Consider the following 5,542-nt stretch of genomic DNA (forward strand, 5'->3'; position numbering starts at 1 on the left):
TACCCCGGAGCTCATACACGGTCCGCTGCAGCACGACGCTGAACTTCTTCCGGATGAGCGCCGGGTCCGCGTCTCGGAGATCCCGGATCGTGTGGATGTCCAGCATCGCGAACCGCTTCTTCAACCGCGGTCGACGCCTCGGTGCCCGGCGGCCCGGCCACGGCCGAGCGCGGCGTCATCGTGAGCACCGCATCGGTCGCGGCGTTCGACGGGCAGATCGGACAGGCCGCCTACTCCGCGTCGAAGGCCGCCGTCGCCGGCATGACGCTGCCGATCGCCCGCGACCTGTCGAAGCTGCTCATCCGCGTCGTGACGATCGCGCCCGGCATCTTCGAGACGCCCATGATGGCCGGCATGCCCGACGAGGTGCGCGCGTCCCTCGAGGCCCAGGTGCCGCATCCGTCCCGGCTGGGACACCCCACCGAGTACGCCGCGCTCGTGCGGTCGATCATCGCGAACCCGATGCTGAACGGCGAGGTGATCCGCCTCGACGGCGCGATCCGGATGCAGCCGAAGTAGGCCGCATCCGGATCGCGCTGCGGTCAGAGCTGCCCGAGCGTGGGCATCGCGCCGGCCCGGCTGCCGCGCACCGTCTTGATGACGCCGTCGATGACGTCCCAGACGGCGACGCCGATCACGACCACGACGATGACCGTCGCGGTCACCTCGCCCGCATCACCCCACGGCCAGCCCATGGCCTCGAGCGCCTCGGGGTTGATGAGCTGACCCGTGGTGAACAGCCAGAGCGCCGGCACGACGAACGCGACGTTCAGCGCGAGGTTGGCGACCGCGAGCCACCAGTTCCAGCCCCAGGCGTAGATCGCGATGGCGAACAGCATCTCGAGCAGGATGAGCACGAGGAAGTAGGGGATCCAGAAGCTCCACAGGTCGGGATCCAGCAGCGGGATCGTCTCGAGCGCGTCGACCCACGGGAGCCCGAACTGCTGCCAGACGATCACGAGGGCGAAGATGCCGAGGAACGCGAGCGACCCGATGAGCTCGCTGCGCCGGCCGGGCCGACTGAGCTCGGGCAGCTGCGGGAGCATGTCGGGCGTCCACGCGAGGTCGGCCCCCTTGCCGGGCGAGCGCTCGAGCACGGCGAACGCGAGCGTGGTCCAGAACCCGAGGTGCACGGCGAGGGAGAGCGCCACCGCGATCGCGTTCCCGATGACGTCGCCCACGTCGGCGCCCGACAGCAGCTGCGCGAGGACCACGGCCGCGACGGCGATCGGGAGCACGACGGAGTACAGCAGCTTCAGCAGTCGCCACCACGTGAGGTAGTAGCGCGGGCCGATGAGCTGGAGCGGCCGGTCGACGTAGCTCGCCGCGAGCGCGGCGGGGTCTCCGAGCTCGACGAGCGCCATGCGCTCGGCGTCGGCGGGTGCACGCCCCGTGTCGACCAGGGCGTCGGACGCGTCGCCGATGCGCTCGCGCAGCTCGCGCTCGAACTCCGCGCGCTGCGCCTCGGGCAGGGTGCGGGCCGCGGCCCACACGTAGCGGTCGGTCAGGGTGGTCATCGGTCGTCTCCTGTGGTGAGTCTGGTGATGGCGTCGTCGACACGGCGCCAGTCGGTCGTCAGGACCTCGGCGAGGGCCTCGCCCGTGGGGCTGGTGCGGTAGAACTTGCGGGGTCGCGCCTCATCGGTGTTCCACTCGCTGACGAGCAGGCCCTGCTTCTCGAGGCGCCGGAGGAGCGGGTAGAGCGTGTTCGCGTCGACGAGGATGCCGAGCGCGTTCAGCGACTCGAGGAGCGCGTAGCCGTAGTCGGGCCGGCGCAGCCGCACGAGGCAGGCGAGCACCACGGTGCCGCGTCGCAGCTCCTGGATGTGGCCGGCCGTCGTCTCATCGTGGTTCATGCGTCACACGATACTGTGTGACACACACTATTGCAAGACACACATCGAAGTGCGCGGCCGGCGAGCGGGTCGCGGATGCCGCTACTGGTCGGCGTGGGCCTCGAGGAAGGCGTACACCTCGGCGTCGTCGACGCCCGGGAACGTACCGGAGGGGAGCGGCGAGAGCACGTGCGCGTGCAGGCGGGCGGACGGCCACGCCCGCCCCGACCAGCGCTCGGCGAGTCCGTTCGGCGCCCGCCGGCAGCACGCCTCGTCGGGGCAGGTCGACACGGCGCGCAGCGTGGTCTCGCGCCCGCGGAACCACTTCGCCTGCGCGAACGGCACGCCCACCGTGATCGAGAACTCCGCGGCATCCGTGCGCCCGGTCTGCGTCGCGCACCAGAAGGTGCCCGCCGGCGTGTCGGTGTACTGGTAGTTCTCGGTGGTGCGATTGGTGTGCTCGAAGGCCGTGCGCGCGCTCCACTTCTTGCACACCCACTGTCCCTCGATCGATCCGGTGACGTCGGTGGGCAGCACGAGCCCGTCGTTCTCGTAGCCCTTCAGCAGCGCTCCGTCGCCGGCGACCCGCAAGAAGTGCAGGGTCATGTCGAGGTGGCTGGTGGCGAGGTTCGTGAAGCGCAGCGCGGCCGCCTCGTGGGTGACGCCGAACGCGTCGCGGAAGTCCTCGATCGCGAGGCGCTTCTCCTTCTTGGCCTGCTGGAGGAAGGCGACGGATGCCTCCTGCGGCATCAGGCACGCGGCTGCGAAGTAGTTGATCTCGAGCCGCTGCCAGAGGAACTCGTCGTAGCTCGCCGGCGGAGTGTGCCCGAGGAGGCGATGGGCCATCGCCTGCAGGGCCATGGACCGCAGTCCGTGCCCGCCGGGGATGGACGCCGGCGGCAGGTAGATGCGGCCGTTGGAGAGGTCGGTGATGGAGCGCGTCGAGTCGGGCAGGTCGCTCACGTAGATCAGCTGGAAGCCGAGCCGCTCGGCCATCACGCTCACCTCGCGGTGGGTGAGCGCTCCGGTGCGATGGCCCGAGGCGCGCACCTGCTCCTCGGCCAACTGCTCGATGTGGGGGAGGTAGTTGTCCTGGTCGCGCATGCGCTCGCGGAGGTCGGTGTTCGCGCGTCGCGCCTCCTCGGGCGTGGCGATCGCCTCGCTCGCGCGTCGCTGGAGCTCGCGATGCAGGCCGACGATGGCCTCGAGCGTCTCGTCGCTGATGCCGCGGCCGGGTCGCACGGCTGGGAGCCCGAGGGTGGCGTAGAGCGCGCTCGACTGCGCGCGGCCGAGTTCGAGCTCGAGGGCGGCTCGGCGGCTCGGCGCCTCGCGGGCGAGCAGGTCGGCGAGCTCGACGCCGAGCGCGGCCGCCAGCGCGTCGAGCGTGGAGAGCTTCGGCTCGCGCTTGCCGTTCTCGATGAGGGAGAGCTGGCTGCCGGCGAGCCCCACGGCCTCGCCGAGCTGGTCGAGCGTGAGCCCGCGCTCGCCGCGGAAGTGCCGGATGCGATGTCCGAGGGTGGCGAGGTCAGGCGTGCCGGCTCTCATGGCTTAAGGATAGCGAAAGAACTCGACTTCTTAACACCTGGTTTGGCCGAACGGATGCCGCAAACCGTCGCATCCTTGAAGTACGAACCAATCCGGCCCCAGGTCGGGAACCCACGAAAGGGACGACGATGACGATCTCCGAGTTCTCGATCGGAACCTCCGGTTCCGAGGCATCCGAGCACGCGCAGCGCGGCACCACCGACCCCGCCCTCCGCGCCTGGGTCGACGAGATCGCCGCGCTCACCAAGCCCGACGAGATCGTCTGGTGCGACGGATCCAAGCACGAGGCCGACCTCCTCACCAAGCAGCTCGTCGCCGAGGGCAAGCTCGTGAAGCTGAACCCCGAGTGGCGGCCGAACAGCTACCTGGCCCGCACCGACGCCGGCGACGTCGCCCGCGTCGAGGACCGCACCTTCATCTGCTCCACGTACGAGGAGGACGCCGGGCCCACGAACAACTGGCGCGACCCCCGCGAGATGCGCACCGAGCTGCTCGACGTCTTCGACGGCTCGATGAAGGGCCGCACGATGTACGTCGTGCCGTTCTCGATGGGCCCGCTCGGCGGTCCGATCTCGCAGCTCGGCGTCGAGATCACCGACTCGCCCTACGTCGTGCTCTCCATGGGCATCATGACCCGCATGGGCGAGTCCGTGTACCGCCTCATCGAGGCGGGCGAGCCGTGGGTGCGCACCATCCACTCGGTCGGGTACCCGCTCGTCGACGGCGTCGGCCACCGTCGCGCCGAGGTCGACTGGCCGTGCAACGAGACGAAGTACATCGTGCAGTTCCCCGACTCGCGCGAGATCTGGTCGTACGGCTCGGGCTACGGCGGCAACGCGCTGCTCGCGAAGAAGTGCTTCGCGCTCCGCATCGCGAGCGTCATGGCGCGCGACGAGGGCTGGCTGGCCGAGCACATGCTGCTCATCAAGGTCACGTCGCCGCAGGGCAAGGTGTACCACGTCGCCGCGGCGTTCCCCTCGGCGTGCGGCAAGACGAACCTCGCGATGCTGCAGCCCACCATCCCCGGATGGCGCGTCGAGACCATCGGCGACGACATCGCGTGGATGCGCCCCGGCGAGGACGGCCGCCTCTACGCGATCAACCCCGAGGCCGGGTTCTTCGGGGTCGCCCCCGGCACCGGCGAGACCACGAACCCGACCGCCGTGCAGACGCTCTGGGGCAACACCATCTTCACGAACGTGGCGCTCCGCCCCGACGGCGATGTCTGGTGGGAGGGCCTCACCGACGAGGCCCCTGCCGAGCTCACGGATTGGGAGGGGAAGCCGTGGACCCCGGCATCCGGTCGCCCCGCCGCCCATCCGAACTCCCGGTTCACCGTGGCGGCGGCGCAGTGCCCGCAGATCTCCGACGACTGGGACGCGCACGACGGCGTGCCGATCGACGCGATCCTCTTCGGCGGGCGACGCGCGACGAACGTGCCGCTCGTCGCCGAGGCGCGCAGCTGGAAGCACGGCGTGTTCATGGGCGCGACGATCTCGTCGGAGCAGACCGCCGCGGCCGAGGGCACCGTCGGCGAGCTGCGTCGGGACCCGTTCGCGATGCTGCCGTTCTGCGGCTACAACATGGCCGACTACTGGGGCCACTGGGTGAAGATGGGCCGCATCCTCGGCACGAACGCGCCGAAGATCTTCCAGGTCAACTGGTTCCGAAAGGGCGCCGACGGCTCGTTCCTCTGGCCCGGGTTCGGCGAGAACTCGCGCGTGCTCGAGTGGATCGTCGGGCGCCTCGAGGGCGACGCCGACGCGGTGGAGACGCCGATCGGCCTGCTCCCGGCGTCCGACTCGCTCGACCTCGACGGCCTCGAGATCTCGGATGCCGCGCTCGAGCAGCTCTTCGACGTCGACCGCGACTCGTGGCTCGCCGAGTGCGACCTCACCGACGAGTACTTCGCGCAGTTCGGCGATCGCGTGCCCGCCGCGCTCAAGGCCGAGCTCGCGAGCCTGCGCTACCACCTGCAGCACCAGGACGCGTAGCCGCTCACGCGAGATGCGCACCGAGCTGCTCGACGTCTTCGACGCAACTATCCCGACGTCTCCGAGGTCTTCGACCGCGACGGCGCCGACGCGATGCGCTGGTTCCTGATGTCGAGCTCCGTGCTGCGCGGCGGCAACCTCATCGTGACCGAGGAGGGCATCCGTGAGG

General features: G+C 70.2%; 4 protein-coding genes and 1 pseudogene. 2 read left to right on the top strand and 3 right to left on the bottom strand.

All coding sequences use genetic code 11. The features are described 5' to 3' along the window. Positions 1-153 precede the first annotated feature (153 nt). A pseudogene (locus tag GH736_RS16075) lies at positions 154-519 on the top strand (SDR family NAD(P)-dependent oxidoreductase); the annotation flags it as partial. Positions 520-542: 23 nt separating this feature from the next. On the opposite strand, the gene GH736_RS16080 reads toward GH736_RS16075, so the two are convergent. The 3 genes from GH736_RS16080 to GH736_RS16090 form a co-directional block, all read right to left on the bottom strand. Further along, positions 543-1,517: a permease prefix domain 1-containing protein gene (locus GH736_RS16080; protein ID WP_159605130.1), complete on the bottom strand. Its 975-nt coding sequence runs from the start codon at positions 1,515-1,517 to the stop codon at positions 543-545. Continuing rightward, positions 1,514-1,855 carry a PadR family transcriptional regulator gene (locus tag GH736_RS16085; RefSeq protein WP_159605132.1) on the bottom strand — a complete coding sequence of 114 codons (342 nt, stop codon included), beginning with the start codon at positions 1,853-1,855 and terminating at the stop codon, positions 1,514-1,516. Before GH736_RS16085 ends, GH736_RS16080 begins: the two co-directional genes overlap by 4 nt. 81 nt (positions 1,856-1,936) lie before the next feature. Beyond that, positions 1,937-3,379, bottom strand: a complete 1,443-nt coding sequence (locus tag GH736_RS16090) for a helix-turn-helix domain-containing protein (RefSeq protein WP_159605134.1) — start codon at positions 3,377-3,379, stop codon at positions 1,937-1,939. A 128-nt stretch (positions 3,380-3,507) separates the two neighbouring features. Here GH736_RS16090 and GH736_RS16095 point away from each other — a divergent pair, with 128 nt between their 5' ends. Next, entirely contained in the window at positions 3,508-5,373 is a 1,866-nt protein-coding gene (locus GH736_RS16095) for a phosphoenolpyruvate carboxykinase (GTP) (protein WP_159605136.1), read from the top strand. The last annotated feature ends 169 nt before the right edge of the window (positions 5,374-5,542 follow it).

This window comes from Agromyces humi (genome assembly GCF_009720255.1).
In the GTDB taxonomy this organism is placed as follows: domain Bacteria; phylum Actinomycetota; class Actinomycetes; order Actinomycetales; family Microbacteriaceae; genus Agromyces; species Agromyces humi.